This is a genomic window from Anaerotignum lactatifermentans, from assembly GCF_016902535.1.
In the GTDB taxonomy this organism is placed as follows: Bacteria; Bacillota; Clostridia; order Lachnospirales; family Anaerotignaceae; genus Anaerotignum; species Anaerotignum lactatifermentans_A.
Map to the genome: position 1 here is coordinate 26,568 of NZ_JACSNY010000004.1, position 21,539 is coordinate 48,106.

The window sequence follows — 21,539 nt, forward strand, 5'->3', positions numbered from 1 at the left end:
ACTTTGATGCTTTGCGCCTTTTCCCGCGCTTTCGTTGCATCTCGTTTTTGTTTTTGCTAGAATAGACAAAAAAGCGGCGCAATATCTGTATCCATAAAGAAAGGAGTGCGGTCGGATGCCCATTTATGAATATACTGAGTCGGAACGCAAGGCGGCAGAGGAGCATATTGAATCCTATTTCGGCAGAGCGGAGGCGGTGCTGCATGAGATTCTTGCCACGCAGATCCAGGTGGATATTTATTTGATTCCGCCAGTAAAGGGCCGTGAATACTATACGCTGGTGACATTAGGTATGGGGGCGTATCCAATGAATGTGCCGGAAGATCTGGCGGGGCATGGGCTGGAACGGGCGGAACTGATGATTACACTGCCGCCGGATTGGAAGGTACGGGAAAGAGACGAAACATGGGACTGGCCCATTCGTTTGCTTGGGGGGCTGGCTTGTCTGCCGATGGAGACAGACTCCTGGCTGGGTTGGGGACATACCATGGACAACGAAGTCCCGTTCGCCGAAAATACGGAGCTTTCGGCGGCAATGCTGATAGAGGCCCAGGCGCTGGAGGGCAGTGAGATCATACTGCTGCCTACGGGGGAACTGGTGAATTTTTACCAGATCCTTCCGTTGTATCCGGAGGAGCTGGAGGAAAAGCTGACCTATGGAGCGGATAATCTGCTGGCGGGAATGGCGGAAATGGATCATGTGGTATCTATCGACCGGCCCAGAGCCAGTTTTACCGAGGCCGATTATGAAAAGGTCTACGAGAAACTGGTTATGGACGATATGCGCTGGCATCTGGAAAGTATACGGCAAAAGTGTCTGCCAGTAGAAGAAATCACTGCCTGCAATCATTTGGCTATTTACCTGCGGTGGTGTGTGGAACACCATCTTATGAGCGAAAATTTTTTGGAGCAGTACGGAAAAAAGATGGCGGCGGCCAAAACGGCGGATGGTTTTATGGATCTGCGGCCATTGGTACAGCAGGAACTATGCGGCGTGCTGCTGCTGACGTATTTTAATGAAGAAGGAATGGCGTTTGCCCGCCATTACTATATAGGGGAAGAGGAACCTTGCTTCCCGGAGGATGTCGATGGGCATGCCATGGCCTGTTTTGGGCGGGAGAGGTACGAATCCGATGAATTTCAGGATGAGGCCTATCTGTTTGTTCCCTTTGATGAGGCTTATTACCAGTCTATGGCAGAGATCATAGAGAAACGCTGGGAGAAGTGGCGGGAAAGGGAAGGCAGATGATGGAGGAACAAAGCCGGGAGATATTTTCTCATGAGGATATCTCCTGGCTTTCTTTTGGTAAATATGGCGGAAAGCGGCCCAAAAGAATCGTCACCTTTGCCGTTGTATGGGGGAAGATGGTGCGGTATAATGTATGCGTAGAAAAAAGTGTCTTCGGGGCAGGGTGCGATTCCCTACCGGCGGTATAGCCCGCGAGCCGCTTCGGCGGCAGGATCCGTTGCGATTACGGAGCCGACAGTATAGTCTGGATGAGAGAAGATGTGCTTTTTGTTCTGCGCTCTTTTGCTGCGTGGAAAAAGAAACATGGCCCTGTAAGACGGCCTGCCTTTGGCGGGTCGGAGGAAGCGGGGCTTTTTTTATTGCCCCTGATACGGAAAAGAGGCTGAAAAAATGGAAAAGTATTACCTTGGTTTTGACGCGGGTACACAAAGTGTTAAAGCGGCTGTTTATGACAGCCAAATACGCTGTATTGCAGAGCACAGTACGCCGACGCTGTTACGCTATCCTCACCCGGGATGGGTGGAGATGGATGCCGATCAGTATGTGGCAGCGGCAGTAGAAAGTATCCGTGCTTGTACAGAGAAAATGAAGGAAAAGGGCCTGCCGGTAGAAAATATCCGTTCTATTTTCGGAGATGGGGTAATTCTGGGTATTGTAGGTGTTGACGAGGATGGAAATGCCATTACGCCTTATATCAACTATCTGGATTCCCGTACCAAGGAGGATGCGGAAGCGCTGGCGGCACTGGGATTGGAGATCTGGGCGAAGGAAACGGGAAATCCACTGCCGAATTGTATGTTTCCTGCGCTGTTTGCCAGATGGTTCCTCCGCAACAGTCAGGAATTTCAGAAGAAAGGAAAGAAATTCCTCCATAACGCTCCTTATATTCTGTCCCATTTGGCAGGATGCAGGGCGGAGGATGCCTTTATTGACTGGGGGACACTTTCCGGCTGGGGGCTGGGCTATCGTGTGGAGAAAAAGGAATGGAGCCAGGAACAGCTGGAGATTCTGGAGATTTCCCGGGATTACCTGCCAAGAATCGTCAAACCATGGGATATCATTGGTCATCTGACGGAGGAATATGCGCAAAAAACAGGACTGCCGGCGGGGATTCCCATTTGTGCCGGCGCCGGGGATACCATGCAGAGCATGATCGGCTGCGGGGTAACGGCAGTCAATAAAGCGGCGGACGTAGCCGGGACCTGTGCCATGTTCTGTATTGCCGTAGACGGCATCAAGCCGGAACTGAGCCGGCCGGGTACGGACCTGATTTTTAACAGCGGAACATTGGAGAATACTTATTTTTACTGGGGCTTTATTCGAACGGGCGGTCTGGCTCTGCGATGGTTCCGGGACAATATCTGTGGGAAGGAAGGTGAAGGGGCGTATTTTGATGTGCTGACGGAACGGGCCAAAGCGGTGCCTCCCGGCAGCAACGGGGTACTGTTCCTGCCATATCTGACCGGCGGCTTTGGAGAGATCTCCGCGGCCAGCGGATGCTTTTTGAACATGACCATGGACACAGACCAGGCGGTGCTTTGGCGGGCGGTTCTGGAGGCCATAGCCTATGATTATATTGGTGTGACGGATGTATACCGGGCCGCCGGTGTGGAACTGCGCAACATTACCGTTACAGAAGGCGGCAGCCGTTCCGAGCTTTGGAATCAGATCAAGGCCGATATGCTGGACTGCCGGGTAACGACTTTGAAAACGGCTCAGGGCGCAGTCATGACCAATGCGGCCACGGCGGCCTATGCCGTGGGAGACATCCCGGACCTGAAGGCGGCTTTTGAGAACAATCTGACAGAAAGTGCCGTGTATGTGCCGGACCCGGCCCGGCGCGATTTCTACCGAGGGATTTATGAGAAGAAAACAAAGCTGGTGCGGGAGCAGATGAAAGACGCCTTCGATGCTTTGGAGGAGATCCGGACCATGGGAGAAGAAATGAAATAAAAAGAGAACCTTTTGGATATTTTTATAAGAAAGCAAATATGGCTGGAATCCCTGTTCGGATTCCAGCCATAATGTTTTAAATGGATTTGTTATGATATGTATGTTCAGAATACCAGGCTGGTATAGATATTTGCTACCTTTTCCACGGCTTCCTCGGCGGTGCCGTTGTTTTCGATGCGGTACTCGGCGGTTTTCGCGTAAACAGGCAGTCGAGCCGCATACAGTTTTGCGGCAGCCTCCGGTGTGGGAGCCAGAGGGCGGCCCTTGCCGCTTTCCAAAAGTTCCAGCGCCCGGTCAATCCAGAAGATACGGCCGTTCATTTTTAACAGCTGTACGTTTTTAGGGTCCAGAACGGCGCCACCGCCCACAGAGATGACCATACTGTTTTCTCCTGCCAGAGAGGCAATAATCTCGGATTCCACTTTACGGAAGGAGGCCTCGCCATAAGCTGCGAAATAATCAGCGATAGACATGCCAATCTTTTCCACAATCAGGGCGTCTGTATCCACAAATCTCTTGTTCAGCCGTTCCGCTAGCATTCTGCCTACGGTGGTCTTACCGCAGCCAGACATGCCGGTGAAAATCAGATTGCTCTGTACCAGCATCAGCCGGTCTGTTTCCTTCTGAATGATGCCGTTATCCAGCTTGGTATCCAGGAAGATTTCCACGGCGCTTTTGGCCTGGCCCACCAGCATTTCCAGTCCGGCCAGACTGGGGATGCCGCGTTCTTCCGCTTCCAGTACCAACTTGGTGCGCAGAGGGTTGTAAACAACGTCCACCACAGCTTCCAGATGTTGGAACCGGGAAAGGTCGATGGGGGTCTGGTCGATGTTGGGGAACATGCCCACCGGGGTAGTGTTCACAATGAGCTGTGCGTCCGCATGTTCCGCATAGCATTGTTCGTAACCAATGGTGCCGGGGGCGCTTTTATAGTAAACGATATGGATCTCACGGGCTTCCATGTCCTGCAAAGCGGTGATAACGGCTTTGGAGGCGCCGCCTTTGCCCAATACCAGCACTTTTCTGCCTTTTACGGCAACATGGTGGTCCTCCAGCTGGCAGCGGAAGCCGAAATAGTCTGTATTATAGCCATAGAGCTTTCCGTTTCTGTTGACAACGGCGTTGACGGCACCGATGCGCTGCGCTCTGGAATCGATCTCATCCAGCAAAGGCATAACAGCCTCTTTATAGGGGATGGTTACGTTCAAAGCGGCAAATTCTTTCCGGCGGATAAAGGACTCCATTTCCTCTTTTGCCAGAGGAATCAGCTCATAAGTATAATCTGCCATTCTTTCATGTATGATCTTGGAAAAACTATGTCCCAGCTTTTCGCCGATCAATCCATATCTGTTCATTACAATCACCTCATCTTTTGTTTATCATGTTATTTTTTTATCGTAATATAAATTTTTTTAAAAATCAACGCTTTTTCTGACGGATTGTAATAAAAACGTAACTTTTTTTATGAGAGAAGTATGTTAGAATATTTTTGTCGAAATGGCATAAGGTAAGAAGAAGAGGTGAAGGATAAAAATGAAAAAATGGATGAAAACAATACTCTCCGCTGTTTTGGGGATCTCTATACTGGCCGGGGCGGTTCCGGCACAGACAGCGCTGGCTGCTGAGGAAGATATGCGGGCGGTCTGGATTTCAACAGTATACCGTGCGGATTATCCTACGGCACAGAATGATATTGCCGCGCAGAAGACGGAATTTATTCAAAAGCTGGATCAGGCCCAGGCTTTGGGGCTGAATACGGTGGTAGTGCAGATTCGGCCTAAGGGCGACGCTTTCTATGAATCGGAGCTGAATCCCTGGAGTGAGATTCTGACCGGGACACAGGGCAAAGACCCGGGCTATGACCCTATGGCCTTTATGATCGAAGAGACCCATAAGCGAGGCATGGAGTTCCATGCATGGATGAACCCGTACCGCATCACAACTTCCGGGACAGACCTGGCGGCTCTTTCCGCCGATAATATGGCCAGACAGCATCCAGACTGGATTCTGACCTATAACGGAGCCATGTATTACAATCCCGCCAAAGAGGAAGTAAAGCAGTATATCATTGATACGGTGGCGGAAGTGGTGGAAAACTATGATGTGGATGCCATCCACTTTGACGACTATTTCTATCCCTCCAATTATCCTTTGAGCGAGGGGGAGACAAGAGACGGTCAGGAGGCCAATGCCAGAAGAGAACATGTCAATGACCTGATCGAAGGTGTCTATAAAAAAATCAAATCCATTGATTCCAGTGTGGAATTTGGCATCAGTCCCATGGGGATCTGGAAAAACCAGAAATCTGACAGCACCGGTTCCGCTACCAGCGGTTCCGAAGGGTATTATACCGTATACGGCGACGCGAAGACCTGGGTGAAAAATGGATGGGTGGACTATATTGTTCCTCAGATTTACTGGGAGACAGGAAATTCCGCCGCGGATTATGAAACACTGGTAAAATGGTGGAATGATCTGGTGGCAGGTACTGGTGTGGATCTGTATATCGGCCAGGGCATTTATAAAGACAGCGTGGCTTCGGAGATTACAAAGGAACTTGGAATTAACGAAAAATACAGTAATGTTGGCGGCAGCTTCTATTTCAGCCTGCGGGATCTGCTGAACGACCGTCAGGGTGTGGCAACGGCCGTAAAGAATTACTATGCTGCAAAGGATACTGTTTCCCAGCCGGAAAAAGAGGAAGATACACCTGCCGTAAATCCGGTGCAGCCTTCCGGCAATCAGATAGCCTATGCCGGCAGAGCGAACCTGCAGATCGACGGGACGGCAAAGGAAATGGATATTTATATCATCAATGATTACAGCTATTTCAAGCTGCGGGATATTGCCCGTTCCATTACGGGAACCAAAAAGCAGTTCGATACGGTTTGGATTGAGGATACCCAGTCCATTCATTTGCAGACGGGAATTCCTTATACCATCAACGGCACGGAATCTGTAAGCGCCGCTTTGTCGGATACGACGGCATATCCTTCCACGGCGAAGCTGTATGTGGACGGCGAAGCGCAGAGTGTGGCGGCTTATACCATCAATGATTATACCTATTATAAACTGCGTGATATTGCCGCATTGGTGGATTTCGGCGTAACATGGGACGAAAGCACCTTTACCATTGGCATTGTGACCAGCAGCGGCTATGATAGCTGACAAAAAAAGACGGAAATGTTCCCGGGATAGCAGTCTCCCCTTAAGAAAACAATTCTAATCAAAATTGAATTGCCGGAATCCTCTTTATTGCAAGGATTCCGGCAATATTTGTTTTCTTATGAAGATGCCTTTAACGGCCGTCTTTCTTTTTTTGGCAAAAGTGGGGAGAAGTGTATGCGCTTTGCCGTGACTTTTTGTTTCCGCTGTGATACAATGGGGCAAGAGTGGGAAGAAAGGGGTGCGGATATGAAGGATAGAAAACCAAAAGCAGTAGCTGCCGGCCATATTTGTCTGGATATTACGCCAGTTTTTCATGGCGGTGCTGAGGAAATCGGAAAAATACTGCTGCCGGGCAAAATCGTGGATGTGGGCGCGGCAGATATTCATACAGGCGGATCTGTGGCAAATACGGGTCTGGCCATGGGCCTGCTGGGGACAGAAATGAAGCTCATGGGCAAAGTCGGTACGGACGCTCTGGGACAGACCCTGCTGGCCTGTTTGAAGGCATACGGCACCGAGGGAATGAAAATAGACCCGTCGGCTTCTACGTCATACAGCGTTGTGCTGGCGGTTCCCGGGATTGACAGGATCTTCCTGCACCATTCTGGGGCCAATGACACCTTCTGCGCGAAAGATATTGATTTTGATGTAGTTGCCAAGGCGGATCTGTTCCATTTTGGTTATCCGCCGATTATGCGGCAGATGTATCTGGAAGAAGGCACAGAACTGGCGGAGATTTTCCGTCGGGTCCATGAAATGGGCGTCGTTACTTCGCTGGATATGGCTTCTGTAGACCCTAATTCCGAGGCGGCGAAGCAGGACTGGAAGCGGATTCTGGAGAATGTACTGCCCTATGTGGATCTTTTTGTGCCCAGTATTGAAGAAATCTGCTTTATGATAGACAGAGAGCGGTATCAAAGCTGGATGGAACGGGCGGCAGGCAAAGAAATTCCTTCCATATTAAATGTGGAAAAAGATATTCGTCCTGTGGCGGAACAGTTGCGTCAGCTGGGGGCAAAAAGCCTGCTGATGAAATGCGGGGCGCCGGGACTGTATTACCATATGGGAGGCCCGGAGGATATCATTGCCCTTGGGAGCAAGCTGGGCCGTTCTATGATGGATTGGGCCTATCGAAAGGGGTTCCAGCCCAGTTTCCGGGCGAAGCGGGTACTCTCTGCCACCGGCGCGGGAGATACCACAATCGCGGCCTTCCTGTCGGCTATGCTCCAGGGCTATGATCTGGACTGGTGCGTTCGGCTGGCGGCGGCCACAGGAGCGCTCTGCGTGGAAAACTATGACGCGCTCAGCGGTTTGAAGCCTTTGGCGGAACTGAAAAAAGACATTGAGAATGGTTGGGAAAAGAGAAAGTAAGCGATTGGGGAAAGGAAGATCAATATGCTGGTAAACTTAAATGATGTACTGCTGCCTGCCAAAAAGGCCGGGTATGGCGTGGGACTGTTCAATACACTGAATTCGGAAATGGCCAAAGGTGTTCTTCGGGCGGCGGAGCGGAACCAGAGCCCTGTTATCATCGGGACGGCGGAGGTGCTGCTGCCCCATGCGTCTTTGGAAGAGATTGCCGAACTGCTGCTGCCTATGGCAAAGCGGGCCACGGTGCCGGTAGTGCTTCATTTTGACCATGGTCTGACGGAGGAAGCCTGCTATAAAGCGCTGGATCTGGGATTTACCTCTATTATGTATGACTGCTCTACAGAGGATTATGAGACCAATCTGCGGAAGGTAAAGGAAATGGCAAAGATTGCCCATGACAGAGGCGCTACCATTGAGGCAGAACTGGGGCACGTAGGTCAGGCGGACGGGGATGATCCCTCTGCTTTTTATACCGATCCCAGACAGGCAAAGGAATTTGTGGAATACACTGAGGCAGACGCTTTGGCTATTGCCGTGGGGACGGCCCATGGCGCTTATAAATTTCCGCCGAAGCTGGATTTTGAACGGATCGAGACCATCGCTTCCCTGATTCCTACGCCGTTGGTGCTCCATGGCGGTTCCGGTCTGACAGATGAGGATTTCCGGGAGGCCATTCGCCGGGGAATTTCCAAAATCAATATCTTTACGGACATCAATATCGCTTATGCCAAAGCGGCGGAAAAGGCGCTGCAAAACGGCGCTCTTTGCGCAACGGATATGATGGAACAGCTGGTGGAAGGCGTTGCGGCGGAAACAGAGAAAAAAATGAAGCTGTTTTTAATGAAATAACATGAAAAAAGGAAGGTAAGCATGAACGAAGGAATCTTTCAGATCGGGCCCATCCGCCCGCCCAGCGAGGCCAACAGCCTGCTGCTGCGGGTGACGGAAAACTGCCCGTGGAACAAATGCAAGTTTTGCATGCTGTATAAAAAGAATGATTTTCATACCAGACCGGTGGCACAGGTGAAAAAAGATATTGATACCATGGCGGAATACAGAGACAGAATTCTTCAGCATAAGAAAGACGGAGAGTTTGACATGAGTGCTGTCCATGAAGAATTTATTTCCCTGCCTTCCGATGAAGCCAGAATGTGTTATCAGATGGTATTTACCTGGCTGACGGAAGGGGACAGTCAGGCGATCTTTTTGCAGGACGCCAATACCATGGTTCTGCGGCCGGAATGGCTCATAGAGATTGTTTCCTACGTACGCCAGAGACTGCCGGAGATCCAGCGAATCACTTCCTATGGCAGAGCGAATACCTTGTCCAGAATCTCTGAGGAGGATTTTAAGGCCATCCGTCAGGCGGGCCTGGACCGCATTCATTCCGGCTATGAATCCGGATCTGACAAGGTGCTGGAAATGATCTGCAAGGGCGCAACCCAGGAGGAAGAGATCATCGGCGGCAGAAAGGTGAAGGACGCAGGAATCGAGCTTTCCATTTATTTCATGCCGGGTGTGGGCGGCAGAGAGCTTTCGGAGGACAACGCCGTGGAAACAGCCAAGGTCATCAATGAGGTGAACCCGGATTTTGTCAGACTGCGTACCTTTGTGTTGCGTACCGGCTCTCTGATGGAAGAAGTGCGGGATTCCGGAAGATATACCGAGGCAACGGATATGGAAAAGCTGCTGGAAATCCGCAATCTGATTTCTCATATCGACCCGAAACGGGCCCATGGAAAAATCACCAGTGACCATATCATTAACCTTTTACAGGAGGTCAGCGGCTATATGGATCAGGATATTCCCTGGATGCTGTCTTATATTGACGAGTATCTGGCGCTTCCAGAACTGGAACAGCGGAAATATCAGCTGGCCAGACGTATGGGCTTTCCTCTGGACTGGAAGCAGTTCTACCGCCTGCGGGAAAAGGATCAGGCCTATATCGAGGATCTGGCGAAAAATGTAGTGGATGAGAAAGCATGGGAATCCATGCTGCATAAATATATGGACCGTTATATTTAAGGAGGTGAACGGAGTGGAACAGATGGATATTATCACAAAAGTTGTCCCTTTTATACTGGTGGTGCTGATTGTATACTGGAATATGCGCAGGATCAAAAAGAATCTGGATGGGATGAAGCGGGAACAGCAGATGAACAGCTGCAGCGGTTCCTGTCATGGCTGTGCCCACAGTGCCGGATGCACCTCTGCCCAGAAGGACAACCGGGAAGAAGAAAATCAGTAAGGTCCTCTAAAATATAAAGTGGCGTTTCCTGGCAAAAATTAAGACTTTTGAAAGAAAAGACGGAAATGAATATGATATAATGTTTTTGTTTTAATGCGATTTGTTTTTAAAGGAGGAAGAAAAACATGAAAAAGAAAGTATTGGCAGTTTTGTGCGCAGCTACCGTAGGTCTGTCCACAGTTCCCGCTTTCGCGGCTGAAACAGCAGCAGAAACAACAGCTGCAACAACAACAGAAACAACAGCAGAAGCTACAGCAGAAACAACAACAGAAGCTGCAGCAGAAACAACAACAGAAGCTACAGCAGAAACAACAACAGAAGCTGCAGCAGAAACAACAACAGAAACAGCAACAGAAGCTACAACAGAAACAACTGAGGAAGCACCTGTGGTTGGCCTGAAAGGCGATGCCGCTGTAGTTGTAAATGGTGAGGCAGTTGTATTTACAACGCAGGCTCCCGTTATCAAAAATGACATTACTCTGATCCCTGTCAGAGGTGTCCTGGAAGCTCTGGGCGTAACTGTTGTATGGGATAAGGTAGAAAGAAGCGTTACTATGACATCCGGCGACAAAGTTGGTGTTCTGGTGATCGGCGATGCTACATTCAAAGCTGGCGACAAAGAAGTTGAACTGGCAGCTCCTGCACAGATCATCAATGGCTCTACAATGATCCCTCTGCGCGCAGTAGCAGAATACTTCGGCGCAACAGTAACATGGGATGCAGCGACAAGAACTGTTGACGTGGCAACAGCAGCAGTAGAAGAAACACCCGCAGCTGATGCAGCAACAGAAACACCTGCAGCTGATGCAGCAACAGAAACACCCGCAGCTGACGCAGCAACAGAAACACCCGCAGCTGATGCAGCAACAGAAGCACCCGCAACCGACGCAGCAGCAGAAACACCTGCAGCCGATGCAGCAAAATAATTGATCTGACGTAAAATGAAAAAACAGCCCGTGGCTTTTCTGGATGAAGGCCGCGGGCTTTTTGTATAAAAAAAGGAATTGGCTTGAGGTGTCAGTTCTGGGGAATCAATGCTTTCCTGAATGAAACTGGTTTTATCTGACAGTTTTTTCGAAAAATTATTTTCTCTTTTGACAGAAAATAAAAAGGAAAAACAAAAAAGCAGGGCAGATTTTGTAAAAAACAAGTTAATTTCTTGTGAAAATAGATGAAAATTATAGATTTATATTTCGGATTTTGTTAATGTATGCTAAAGTCAGAATGTAGCGTTGCTTCGCCGGACCGGCGGAGCTGTGGTTTGTATAATCAAACAAGGAGGTTATGCTATGAAAAAGAGGAAGTGTCTTTCCCTGCTGCTTTCCCTGGCAATGACAGCAGGTCTTTCTGTTCCGGTATTTGCCAATGATCTGGACGGGAAGCTGGTAGTACTGCATACAAATGACATGCACGGCTATTACAGTGCTTCGGAAACATCTGTGGGCATTGCCGGTGTGGCAGGCTTAAAGGACTATTATGAGGAGCAGGGTGCGGATGTTATTCTGCTTGACGCCGGAGACTTTTCTCAGGGCACAACATTGGTGAACCATGAAAACGGCATGAAGGCGGCAGAATATTTGACAGCAGCTGACTATGACGTAGTTTCTCTGGGGAACCATGAATTTGACTTTGGCTTTGATGCGTTGCTGGATATTGTGGCGACGCTGAAAGCGGGCGGCGTGACGGTGCTGGATGCCAATGTCCTGGAAAAAGGAACAACAAAGCCTTATTTTGGGGATAATATCGCAGTGGATATGGATGGCTTTAAAGTAGGGATTTTTGGCCTGGATACGGCAGAGGCTCAAACCAAAGCCAGCCCCAGCAGCGTAGCTAAGCTATCCTTCCTGGACAAGGAAGAAATGTTTGTCTGCGCACAGGCTCAGGTGGATCAGCTCAAAGCACAGGGCTGTGATTATATCATCGCTCTGACACACCTTGGCGTGGATGAAGAAAGTGCGGGCAGACGTTCTACAGAACTGGCGGAGGCAGTAACCGGCATTGATCTGATCGTGGACGGCCACAGCCATACGGCCATGGACGGCGGCCAGATGGTAGGCGATACTATGATCGTCAGCACCGGTTCTTATCTGGAAAATGTAGGTACTGTAATTGTAGATAAGGCAACCGGGGAAGAAACAGCAAAACTGATCTCCGCGGCGGACTATGCGGCAAACTACGGCAAGTATGATGAGGTGCTGGCAGGTATGGTAGCGGCGGATCAGGAAGAAGTTGACGCGTATTACGCAGGTGTATTCGCTACCACAGAAGTGGATCTCAATGGGGAAAAGGACCCAGGTGTTCGTACAGAGGAAACCAATCTGGGAGACTTTACGGCGGATGCTTATCTGTACGCAGGCAGAAAATATGCACAGGAACAGAATCTGGGCATTACTGTGGATATTGCCATTTCCAATGGCGGCGGTATCCGGGCCAGTGTACCGAAGGGTGAAATCTCCATGAACACTCTTTATACGGTATTCCCTTACGGCAATACCCTTGCTCTGGTGACCATTACCGGTGAGCAGCTGCTGGAGGTATTGGAAGCATCTACCTTCTGCACACCGACAGCCATCGGCGGCTTCCCTCAGATCGCAGGCGCGGAATTTACCGTAAATACAGCGGTGGAATATACAAATGGGGAGCAATATCCCGATTCTACATATTACGCACCGGCTGATCCCGGCAGTCGTGTGACGATCACCAGTGTCGGCGGCAAGGCATTTGATCCGAAAGCCAATTATACAGTGGTTGTTAACAGCTTCCAGGCGGAAGGCGGCGACACCTATTATGTATTGACACAGGGCAGCTATATGCAGGATACTGGCGTCATTGACGCGGAAGCGCTCATTGATTACGTAAATTCCATGGATGGTGTTATCGGTCAGGAATATGCGCAACCGCAGGGCAGAATTCAGATTGTAGCGGAAGCTGTGGAAGAACCTGCCACAGAACCCGTAGAAGAACCGGCTGTGGAACCCGCAGAATCGGAGCAGACCACAGAAGTTGTACCCGAAGAAGAGGAAACACCGGATGTGATGATCTACACTGTAAAAGCCGGAGACAGCCTGTGGCGTATTGCGGAAAAGATTTTGGGCAACGGCAATTTCTGGAGCCGGATTTATGAGGCAAACCGTTCTGTAATCAAAGATCCTTCTTTGATTTACATTGGCCAGGAATTGAAACTGCCTTGATCTGAATAAACAGAATCGTCTTTTTCAAAAATGAAACGGAAACAATAGAAAACAGGAAGGTATGCGCACAAACGCATTCCTTCCTGTTTTTAATTTTACCCAAATTATTATTTTTCTTCCAAAAGTTCGGCGTAGCTGTGAATGTATCTGTCCGCTGCCGCCTGGATTTCCGGAATATCTTTTTCCGTCATGGCGTCGTATACAGCCACTACTTTCAGTCCGGCCGCCTTTGCGCCCTTGACCGCATAGCAGGCATCCTCGAATACAGCAGTATTTTCTTTGGTGCCTCCCAGCTGTTCCATCATTTTGTGGAAGACCTTCGGATCATCTTTGTTGGCGCCAATTTCTGTGCAGGTAGCGATAAAGTCGAAATACGGCGTGATCTTCAGCCGATCCAGAGCCAAATGGATATAGCTGGCTTCGGAGGCAGTGAGAATACACATTTTGGTGCCTTTTTTCTTCTCCTGCTCCAGAAATTCTCTGGCGAAGGGCTTCAGAGGGATGTGGTGGGCATACTGATCGGAGACATAGGAAATGACTTCATCGCAGATCTCCTCCACGCTTTGTGTTGCTCCCAGCTTTTCTCGAAAATATGCCGCAGATTCCGGCAGAGTCTGGGTTTTTAATATAGAGCGAAGGTTAGAGGGGACGGGCAGATGATGCCGTTCCAGATAAGTCTGGCCCGTATTTTTCCAGACGGGCATAGAATCCAGCAGTGTGCCGTCCAAATCGAATATAATATGTTTCATCATCGTCTTATTCATGGTATTTGTCGATTTTTTCGTTAATCGTCAAAACGCCGTTGGGGCTGTGGAATACTTTGATGTAGGTCTTTGTGGAAGGCGCGCCTTCTTCAATGGGAATTTCCTGACAGCGTTTGGCGATGGTCATCAGACCTTCCAGATCGCCTTCAATGGTAGTCTCGAAAGGACCCACTACATAATGATAGCCTGTGGACGCGATATAAGCAATGACCTTATCCACAATAGCCAGCACTTTTTCTGTTTCAGAAACGTCAGGCAGTACCTGAACCGCAATACTTGTTGTATACATGCTGCATTACCTCCTTTTTTTGTCAGTGTAGCACGTTCCCAAACAAAAGGCAAGAAAGCCGGAAAAGAAAGGATACCATTTTTCTGTCGGGTTTGGTATACTGTTTCTATGAAAAAAAGGAGAAAGAGAGTGATGGTTTATGGAATATCGGCTGGAACACGACTCCATGGGCGAAGTGCGTGTGCCCGCGGACGTATACTGGGGGGCACAGACCCAGAGAAGCTATGAAAATTTTAAGATCGGGACAGAAAAGATGCCTGAGGAGATTATTCGGGCCTTTTCGTATTTAAAAGAGGCGGCGGCATTGGCTAATTTCCGGCTGGGCAAGCTGGATGAGAAAAAATGCAGTATTATTGGGCAGGTCTGCCGGGAGATCAGGGAAGGAAAGCTGGCGGGGCAGTTCCCTCTGGCAGTATGGCAGACCGGCAGCGGCACACAGTCCAATATGAATGTGAATGAGGTTATCGCCAACCGGGGCAACGAATTGGCAGGAGAAAAGCTGCTGCATCCCAACGATCATGTAAATATGTCCCAGAGCTCCAATGATACCTTCCCCACAGCCATGCATATCGCGGCTGTGCTGGAAACGAAGGAGCAGCTTCTGCCGGAACTGGAAAAAATGATTGCTGTCATGAAACAGCTGGAAGAAACATATGGGGATATTGTCAAAACGGGACGTACTCATTTGCAGGACGCTACGCCCATCACCTTTGGGCAGGAGATCAGCGGCTGGCGGAGTATGCTGGAAAAAAGCGGGAAAATGATTGCTCTGGCTCTGGAAGAAGTGGGAGAACTGGCTTTGGGCGGTACCGCTGTGGGTACAGGTCTGAACGCCCCGAAGGGATTTGGGGAGGAAGCTGCAAAGGCCGTTTCCGAACTGACCGGCATGACCTTCAAAACGGCGGAAAATAAATTCCATTCCCTGACAGCCAAGGATGAGATCGTGTTTGCCCATGGCGCTTTGAAAGCGCTGGCAGCGGATCTGATGAAGATTGCCAATGATGTTCGGTGGTTAGCCAGCGGACCTCGCTGCGGTCTGGGAGAAATCCGTATTCCGGAAAATGAGCCGGGCAGCTCCATTATGCCGGGAAAGGTAAATCCTACTCAGTGTGAAGCAGTGACCATGGCGGCGGTACAGGTCATGGGGAATGATACTACCATTGGCATTTGCGCATCTCAGGGAAATTTTGAGCTGAATGTATTCATGCCTGTTTGCATTTACAATTATTTGCAGTCCGTGCGTCTGCTGGCGGACAGCCTGCGCTCCTTCCGCATCCACTGTGTAGAGGGTATTGTACCCAACCGGGAGAAAATGGCGGAAAACCTGCATCGTTCTTTGATGCTGGTGACGGCGTTAAATCCTTATATTGGCTATGAAAACGCGGCAAAAACGGCAAAACTGGCTTATGCGGAGGAAATTTCCCTGAAAGAAGCCTGTGTAAAGCTGGGATTTTTGACAGAAGAAAAATTTGACGAAGTATTCCATCCGGAAGAAATGGTTTGAGAAAAGAGGGAAAAGAAAATGACATTGGAAGAAAAGGCGCTGCAGCTGCATTATGAAATGCAGGGAAAAATAGAAGTGATTTCCAGAAAACCGGTCACCACAAGAGAGGATCTCTCTCTGCTGTATACTCCCGGCGTGGCGGAACCCTGTCGGGTCATCGCCAGGGACGAGGAGGAATCCTTCCGTCTTACCAGACGCTCCAATCTGGTGGCGGTAGTTACAGACGGCACAGCGGTGCTGGGACTGGGAGATATCGGCCCGGCGGCTGGGATGCCCGTTATGGAAGGAAAATGCGTGCTGTTCAAGGAATTTGGCGGCATTGACGCATTTCCTCTGTGCATTGACTCTAAGGATGTGGATACGATCGTGGAAACGGTGCGGCTCCTGTCCAAAAATTTTGGCGGCATCAATCTGGAGGACATTTCCGCGCCTCGTTGTTTTGAGATTGAACGGAGATTGAAAGAGGTCTGTGATATTCCTGTGTTCCATGATGACCAGCATGGCACAGCCATTGTGGTAGCGGCGGCTATGCTCAACGCCATGAAGGTGGCAGGTAAGGAAATGGGGAAAATGAAAATCGTCATCAACGGCGCTGGGGCGGCCGGCATTGCCATTGGCAAACTGCTGATCCGTATGGGCTTTGGGAATGTGGTGCTTTGTGACATTCATGGCATTATCTGCGAAGGCGATGATGGTTTGAACCCGGGACAGGAAGAAATCTCCCATATCAGCAATCTAAACAAGGAAAAAGGAACCCTGGCGGATGCTTTGAAGGGGGCGGATGCCTTTGTAGGCGTGTCCAGACCTCATATGGTGACAAAGGAAATGGTGGCGTCCATGAATCAGGGTATTGTGTTTGCCATGGCAAATCCTGTGCCGGAAATCATGCCGGAGGAAGCCAAGGCTGGCGGCGCTGTGGTCGTTGGCACGGGGCGTTCTGACTATCCAAACCAGATCAATAATGTGCTGATTTTCCCCGGTATTTTCAAAGGGGCCTTGGCGGTTCGTGCCAAAGAAATTACGGAATCCATGAAGGTACGGGCAGCCTATGCCATTGCGGCGCTGATTCCCGAGGACAAGCTAACGGCGGAAAATATCATTCCTTCCGCATTGGATAAAACTGTTGCGGATGCCGTGGCAAAGGCCGTGGCGGATGTTGCCATAGAGGAAGGCATCGCCCGGATCAAAAAATAACCGAGTTTTTTCAAAAGTCTTAAAATAAAAAACGCTGTTATCCTTACTAAACAAAGGATGACAGCGTTTTCGTTTGGAGGCTGGCCTTAAAGACCGGCCTCCCTTTTCTTTTGACAGAGAACATTTTCCAGCAGCGCCGCAAAGGCTTCGTCCTGCTGCGCGGTTCTTTTTTTGATATGGCCGGAGAATCGTTTTTTCTGCCGCCGCATTTCTTTGGAAAGATGGCGTTCAAAGAGCATACGGTCGATGGTTTCCTGGGTATAAGCAAAGCCGTTGGGGTGAAGGACCACAGCCCCTTTTCCCAGCAGGAGGGCAGCCAGACCATAGTCGGCGGTAACGCAGATATCCTCTTTTTGCGCCAGGTTGGCCAGCACCAGATCGGCACTGTCGGCACCCTTATCTACTGTTTTCACTGTCACAAAAGGCAGGTCATAGGAAAGGATATGGGAAACGTCACAAACCATGGTAACTTCTGTGTGATGGGTATTTGCTTTTTGCAGTATGATTTCTTTTACGGGACAGGCGTCCGCGTCTACCAGTATTTTCATGCGCATTCTCCTGAAATGGGCGGAAACACCCTTGTTATTTTTTTATTTCCGGATATAATTTTATAAGGAATCAGAAAAAGAAACAAGCGAAAAAGGTGGAAAATATGGAACAAAAGAATTTTCCCTGCAAGGGATGCGGGAATGGGTGCTTTTTGGAAGTGACTTATGAACCGGAGCGCATCTGCGCCATCCAGGGCAACAGCTGCCAGAACGGACGTCGATACGCCGAAGAGCTGCTGCTGTGTCAGGTAGTGGAAATCAGTCTGCCCACGACAGACGGCAGAACAATTTTGGCCCGCACGGCGGAACCGATCCCTTTAAAAAAGAGAGAAGAATGTCTGAAAGAATGTGAGGGAATTGTTATGGAAACGCCGGTGATACAGGGAGAAGTGATTCTGTATGACGCGGCGGGAACGGGGGTTTCCCTGATTGCGGCAAAAACCGTGATATAAAAGAAAAAAGAGGGTATCCCTCCTGTCGGAAACGAGAGGGGATACCCTTTTTGAGTACATCAATAGCCCAGATCTTCGCCTACCAGAATCACTTTGATCCGGCCCGCGGGACGGCATACTCTTGTGATAAGTACCTGATTGCAGATACATTCGGCGGAAATGCAGTTGTGGCATCTGCCGGTGGATGCGCAGGGAGTCTTGCCACGGAAACGCATGCTGTTGACGGGAGCGGCATAACCCCGGACACGTTTTACAGCGGCATCTACGTCTTTTGCGACCTTGTTCATACCGCAGATGACGATAACATTTTTAGGACCGAAGCAGATAGCGGCCAGACGGTTGCCGGTACCGTCGATGTTTACCAGAATACCTTCCTCGGAAATGGCATTGGTGCTGGTAAGGAAGTAGTCCGCCAGCAGACCCTGTCTGTGGAGAGCGGCTACCTCTTCCGGTGTTTTGCCCAGGTCTCTGTCGATAACCTCATAATCTCTTTCGTGAAGAGCTTTTGTCAGGCCCATATCCCGGATGGTCATAGAACCGCCCCAGGAAACGGAGCTTTTTTCGGGGATCAAAGAAAGGGCTTTTTCCAGCGCTTCCGCCGCTGTGGGACAGTAATAAGCCTCAAAGTGGCGGTTATTCAGATTTTCAACCAGAGTTTTGCCCAGTAATTCGTTGCGGATCTCTTTCGGTGTAGCCATGATACATATCTCCTTTCTTTTGTAAACAAAATCAATCAATCTTATTTTATCACAAAGAAAACAGATGGGATAGAATTTTTTGGAACAGGGAACTGTTTTTCTTGCAAAAATCAGGCGCAGTAGGTAAGATGTATACATAGGAAAACGGAAAGAGGGGTAGTATGGCAAAACGGATCGAAAGCCCGCAGAATAAGCTGGTAAAAAGAATACATGGATATAAACTACGCAAAAACAGAGAAAAGGATCAGATTTTTGTGGCGGAGGGACTGCGCTTTGTGGCGGAAATCCCGGGAGACTGGCCGGTAGAGTGCTATGTGGTTTCAGATGCTTTTGCGCAGACAGAAAACATATCCTCTCTGGAAAAGCGGGCGGAGGTCTACGTAGTGCCGGACAATTTGTTTGAGACTCTTTCGGAGACGGAAAATCCGCAGGGGATTCTGGCAGTCTGTGGCAGGAAGGAAACGGAAATCGAGGTGTTTCTGGAAAAGAAAAATGCCTTTTTTCTGCTGGCGGAGGAAATGAACGATCCCGGAAATCTGGGGACTGTGATCCGGACGGCTGACGCCTGCGGCGTGGACGCGGTATTTCTGTCCAAGGGCAGTGTGGATCTGTACCATCCCAAAACACTGCGGGCTACTATGGGTTCCGTGTTCCATGTGCCTGTGATACAGAATGTGTCATTGGAAGAAACGGCACAGCTGTTAAGAGCCAGAGGCATTCCTCTGTATGCCGCGCATCTGAAGGGCAGACAGTATCCTTACAGCCTGAATCTGCGGCGGGCCTGCGCTTTTCTTATTGGCAACGAAGCCAGAGGCCTTTCCGAAGAGGCGGCGGCCCTCTGTGACAGCTACGTTAAGATCCCTATGCCGGGACAGGCGGAATCTTTAAATGTTTCTGTGGCGGCAGGGGTCCTGCTTTATGAAGTGGTGCGCCAGCGGCTCATCCCCAGACAAAATTGAAGCCATTCCCCGGCGCCGCCGGGGATTTTTTTTTACCGGACCGGGAGAAGCTATGGCGGTACGGCCTTTTTTCGTGTATAATAAAATATTAAGACAACAGAAAGGACGAACGTTTATGAAATATATCAACGAATTGAGAGAAGGGGAGAATATCATAGAGCATTATCTGTGCAAGAGCAGACAGTCTATGAAATCCCGCAACGGAAAGACCTATCTTTCCTTGAAGCTGCAGGACAAGACCGGCATTGTGGATGCCAAGGTATGGGAACTGAATAATGACATTCAGAGTTTTCAGGAAAATGATTTTATCAAGGTAGATGCCTTTGTAACTACTTTTAATAACGATTTGCAGCTGAATGTAAAACGCATTCGCCGCAGCCGGGAAGGAGAATACGATCCGGCGGACTATATTCCCAGCACGGAAAAAAATATTGAGGAAATGTACCAGCAGCTGATGGCCTATATCAAAACCATCAAAAGCCCGTATATTAAAAAAATGCTGGAGGAGATCTTCCTGCGTCACCCCGTCATCAGCAAGGAATTTAAGTATCATTCTGCGGCAAAAGCCATGCACCACAGCTATCGGGGCGGTCTGGTGGAGCATACCCTTTCCGTGACGCAGCTTTGTGAATTTCTGGCACCCAGATACCGTTTTGTGGATCGGGATATTCTGATCGCTTCCGCCATGTTGCATGATGTGGGTAAGGTCATGGAACTTTCCGATTTTCCTGTGAATGATTATACGGACGATGGTCAGCTTTTGGGCCATTTGATGATTGGAGCGGAACTGATTGCCGATACGGCGGCGAAGATCGAGGGTTTCCCCAAACGTCTGGAGACCCTGCTGAAGCATTGTATGATTTCCCATCATGGAGAATTTGAGTACGGCTCTCCCAAACTGCCCTCTACCATTGAAGCGTTCCTGCTGCACTGCGCTGATAATTTGGACGCGAAAACAAATATGATTGAGGATATGCTGGCAGCGGACCATACACCGGGACACTGGGTAGGCTATCACCGGATGCTCCAGCGGAATCTGTGCCGGTCTGATTATGAATAAGCTGGAAGAAAAGGGGACACTTTCGGCACATGAGCTGAATAAATACGCCTATTGTCCCTATCAGTGGTACTTTGAGAAAAAATACGGCAGGAAAGAATTGCGCAGGCTGTACGTGGAGCGTAATGAAAAACTGGGGCTGGAGGACGCCATTGGGAGTCATTTCCGAAGAGGAGAGGCCTTCCATGATGAAAATTACCGGGGCTATCGTTTCCGGCGGAAAATCCGGCGTATCCTGGCAGCCGCTGCGGCAGTTTGTCTTTTGCTCCTGTGCGTTTTGGCGGTGAAATATGGTTGGATTTGAAGAATGGTTTTCTGCTTTGAGATGGACTGATTTCCTGACTGTCGGGATTTTGCTGGCAGTGTTCCTGCTCCTTGCCTTTCGTCTGCGCCGGCCGGCGCTTATGAAAATGCCTTTGGCGGATCGGACCAGAGGGCTGGTGCTCATTTATGCGGACCAGAAACAGGAGGGCAGAGCTGATTTTGGAAAACTGCTTTATTCCGGGAAATACGATCTGCGGGGAAAACCGGACTATGTATTCCGCCGCAGGTTTGGAAGGGCCATTATTCCGGTAGAGATCAAAAGCGGCAGAATTGGTCAGGAGGAGGTCCCCCACAGAGGGGATTTGCTACAGCTGTATGCCTATTTCCTGCTGTTGGAGGATGTCTTTGGACGGCGGCCGAAATATGGGTGGCTGGAATATCAGGATAGTATATTTTTTGTGCGCAATACCTCATCCGCCAGACGGGAGGCTTTGGGCACCATGAAGGAAATGCGGCAGATGCTGGCAACAGGCAAAGGAACGCCCCGGGCGGAATTTGCCGTCTGCCGCTACTGTGTCTGCAACGGCACAGTATGCCCTTACGCGAAGAATACATTGACGGAGGAATAGT

21 protein-coding genes and 1 riboswitch are annotated in these 21,539 nt (G+C 49.6%); of the genes, 16 read left to right on the forward strand and 5 right to left on the reverse strand.

Translation table 11 applies throughout. The features are described from left to right. Positions 1–115: 115 nt before the first annotated feature. Together H9X84_RS04165 and H9X84_RS04170 are read left to right on the forward strand one after the other, a co-directional pair. Positions 116–1,249 (forward strand): suppressor of fused domain protein, encoded by a 1,134-nt coding sequence (locus H9X84_RS04165; protein ID WP_205133190.1) that lies wholly within the window; start codon positions 116–118, stop codon positions 1,247–1,249. Between the two features lie 145 nt (positions 1,250–1,394). Continuing rightward, positions 1,395–1,513: riboswitch (FMN riboswitch) on the forward strand. Between the two features lie 126 nt (positions 1,514–1,639). Further along, positions 1,640–3,202 (forward strand): FGGY-family carbohydrate kinase, encoded by a 1,563-nt coding sequence (locus H9X84_RS04170; RefSeq protein WP_205133189.1) that lies wholly within the window; start codon positions 1,640–1,642, stop codon positions 3,200–3,202. A gap of 104 nt (positions 3,203–3,306) precedes the next feature. On the opposite strand, the gene H9X84_RS04175 is transcribed toward H9X84_RS04170, so the two are convergent. Continuing rightward, positions 3,307–4,557, reverse strand: coding sequence for a shikimate kinase (locus H9X84_RS04175; RefSeq protein ID WP_205133188.1), 1,251 nt, complete (start codon positions 4,555–4,557; stop codon positions 3,307–3,309). A gap of 178 nt (positions 4,558–4,735) precedes the next feature. On the opposite strand from H9X84_RS04175, the gene H9X84_RS04180 reads away from it, so the two are divergent. From H9X84_RS04180 to H9X84_RS04210, 7 genes are all read left to right on the forward strand, one after another. Further along, positions 4,736–6,370: a family 10 glycosylhydrolase gene (locus H9X84_RS04180; protein ID WP_205133187.1), complete on the forward strand. Its 1,635-nt coding sequence runs from the start codon at positions 4,736–4,738 to the stop codon at positions 6,368–6,370. Between the two features lie 246 nt (positions 6,371–6,616). Next, a complete protein-coding gene (locus H9X84_RS04185; RefSeq protein ID WP_205133186.1) occupies positions 6,617–7,741 on the forward strand; it encodes a carbohydrate kinase family protein in 1,125 nt (374 codons plus the stop codon). Between the two features lie 24 nt (positions 7,742–7,765). After that, entirely contained in the window at positions 7,766–8,590 is an 825-nt protein-coding gene (locus H9X84_RS04190; RefSeq protein ID WP_205133185.1) for a class II fructose-bisphosphate aldolase, read from the forward strand. A gap of 21 nt (positions 8,591–8,611) precedes the next feature. After that, entirely contained in the window at positions 8,612–9,766 is a 1,155-nt protein-coding gene (locus H9X84_RS04195; RefSeq protein WP_205133184.1) for a radical SAM protein, read from the forward strand. A gap of 22 nt (positions 9,767–9,788) precedes the next feature. Further along, the gene (locus H9X84_RS04200) at positions 9,789–9,989 is read left to right on the forward strand and encodes a FeoB-associated Cys-rich membrane protein (protein WP_243423562.1); all 201 of its coding nucleotides are present in this window, start codon (positions 9,789–9,791) and stop codon (positions 9,987–9,989) included. A 125-nt stretch (positions 9,990–10,114) separates the two neighbouring features. Continuing rightward, on the forward strand, positions 10,115–10,915 hold the full coding sequence (locus H9X84_RS04205; RefSeq protein WP_205133182.1) for a copper amine oxidase N-terminal domain-containing protein: 801 nt from the start codon (positions 10,115–10,117) through the stop codon (positions 10,913–10,915). Positions 10,916–11,278: 363 nt separating this feature from the next. Continuing rightward, the gene (locus tag H9X84_RS04210; RefSeq protein ID WP_205133181.1) at positions 11,279–13,180 is read left to right on the forward strand and encodes a 5'-nucleotidase C-terminal domain-containing protein; all 1,902 of its coding nucleotides are present in this window, start codon (positions 11,279–11,281) and stop codon (positions 13,178–13,180) included. 107 nt (positions 13,181–13,287) lie between these two features. Here H9X84_RS04210 and H9X84_RS04215 read toward each other — a convergent pair whose 3' ends face one another. Both H9X84_RS04215 and H9X84_RS04220 read right to left on the reverse strand, forming a co-directional pair. Beyond that, positions 13,288–13,932, reverse strand: a complete 645-nt coding sequence (locus tag H9X84_RS04215; protein WP_205133180.1) for an HAD family hydrolase — start codon at positions 13,930–13,932, stop codon at positions 13,288–13,290. A gap of 4 nt (positions 13,933–13,936) precedes the next feature. After that, entirely contained in the window at positions 13,937–14,233 is a 297-nt protein-coding gene (locus H9X84_RS04220) for a thiamine-binding protein (protein WP_205133179.1), read from the reverse strand. A 139-nt stretch (positions 14,234–14,372) separates the two neighbouring features. Between H9X84_RS04220 and fumC the strand changes: the two genes are divergently transcribed. Continuing rightward, entirely contained in the window at positions 14,373–15,737 is a 1,365-nt protein-coding gene (gene fumC / locus H9X84_RS04225; RefSeq protein ID WP_205133178.1) for a class II fumarate hydratase, read from the forward strand. An 18-nt stretch (positions 15,738–15,755) separates the two neighbouring features. Continuing rightward, positions 15,756–16,931, forward strand: coding sequence for an NAD(P)-dependent malic enzyme (locus H9X84_RS04230; RefSeq protein ID WP_205133177.1), 1,176 nt, complete (start codon positions 15,756–15,758; stop codon positions 16,929–16,931). 86 nt (positions 16,932–17,017) lie between these two features. Here H9X84_RS04230 and H9X84_RS04235 read toward each other — a convergent pair whose 3' ends face one another. After that, entirely contained in the window at positions 17,018–17,479 is a 462-nt protein-coding gene (locus H9X84_RS04235) for a YaiI/YqxD family protein (RefSeq protein ID WP_205133176.1), read from the reverse strand. Between the two features lie 104 nt (positions 17,480–17,583). On the opposite strand from H9X84_RS04235, the gene H9X84_RS04240 reads away from it, so the two are divergent. Further along, positions 17,584–17,931: a DUF1667 domain-containing protein gene (locus H9X84_RS04240; RefSeq protein WP_205133175.1), complete on the forward strand. Its 348-nt coding sequence runs from the start codon at positions 17,584–17,586 to the stop codon at positions 17,929–17,931. A gap of 59 nt (positions 17,932–17,990) precedes the next feature. Here H9X84_RS04240 and H9X84_RS04245 read toward each other — a convergent pair whose 3' ends face one another. Continuing rightward, positions 17,991–18,629, reverse strand: coding sequence for a lactate utilization protein (locus H9X84_RS04245; protein ID WP_205133174.1), 639 nt, complete (start codon positions 18,627–18,629; stop codon positions 17,991–17,993). 161 nt (positions 18,630–18,790) lie between these two features. Here H9X84_RS04245 and H9X84_RS04250 point away from each other — a divergent pair, with 161 nt between their 5' ends. The 4 genes from H9X84_RS04250 to H9X84_RS04265 all read left to right on the forward strand — a co-directional run bounded on the left by H9X84_RS04250 (position 18,791) and on the right by H9X84_RS04265 (position 21,538). Continuing rightward, entirely contained in the window at positions 18,791–19,588 is a 798-nt protein-coding gene (locus tag H9X84_RS04250) for a TrmH family RNA methyltransferase (RefSeq protein ID WP_205133173.1), read from the forward strand. 115 nt (positions 19,589–19,703) lie between these two features. Then, entirely contained in the window at positions 19,704–20,648 is a 945-nt protein-coding gene (locus H9X84_RS04255; protein WP_205133172.1) for a 3'-5' exoribonuclease YhaM family protein, read from the forward strand. Continuing rightward, the gene (locus tag H9X84_RS04260) at positions 20,641–20,949 is read left to right on the forward strand and encodes a hypothetical protein (RefSeq protein ID WP_205133171.1); all 309 of its coding nucleotides are present in this window, start codon (positions 20,641–20,643) and stop codon (positions 20,947–20,949) included. The genes H9X84_RS04255 and H9X84_RS04260 overlap by 8 nt, the downstream gene beginning before the upstream one ends. Then, entirely contained in the window at positions 20,936–21,538 is a 603-nt protein-coding gene (locus H9X84_RS04265; protein WP_205133170.1) for a CRISPR-associated protein Cas4, read from the forward strand. Before H9X84_RS04260 ends, H9X84_RS04265 begins: the two co-directional genes overlap by 14 nt. Position 21,539 lies beyond the last annotated feature (1 nt).